Source organism: Halorhodospira sp. 9621 (assembly GCF_022228055.1).
Taxonomy (GTDB): domain Bacteria; phylum Pseudomonadota; class Gammaproteobacteria; order Nitrococcales; family Halorhodospiraceae; genus Halorhodospira; species Halorhodospira halophila_A.
The window spans coordinates 1-506 of record NZ_JAJNRD010000109.1; the positions used below are offsets into that span (position 1 = coordinate 1).

Annotated in this window: 1 protein-coding gene; it reads right to left on the minus strand. The window is 61.5% G+C overall.

Going from position 1 to position 506, the window contains the following annotated elements; genetic code table 11:
- A partial coding sequence (locus LRF89_RS13325) for a sensor histidine kinase (RefSeq protein ID WP_238637386.1) occupies window positions 1–506 on the minus strand: 506 nt, incomplete at both ends.

The window sequence follows — 506 nt, forward strand, 5'->3', positions numbered from 1 at the left end:
TCCTGATCCTCCGGGGAGAGCCCCGGCCCGGTATCGCGCACCCGGAAGCTGATCCGCCCGCCGGCCTCAGCGCATACCCTCAGATCGACCTGGCCCTCATGGGTGTACTTGATCGCATTACTGAGCAGGTTCGAAAGGATCTGGCCCAGCCGGGTGGCATCGGCCTCCACGGATTGCGGCACGCCAGGTTCGATGCTGCAATAAAACGCCAAGCCGTGTTCTTTTGCCAGGGAGTCGTACACGCTGTGCTGGCTCTCGATCGCCGCATGCAGATCACAAGGCGCTGGACGCAATTCCAGCCGGCCGGCCTGCAGCCGGCTCAAATCAAGCAGGGAGTCGATCAGCTCCAGTAGGCGTCTGTTGGCATTTCGGCAGTGCTGGACGTATTCCTGGCGCTGCTCTTCGTCCAGATCCGGTTCGGCGAGCAGTTCCACAAACCCGGTTAGAGCATTGAGCGGTGTGCGCAGATCGTGACTGACGGCGTTGAGAAAGGTGGTCTTGGCCTT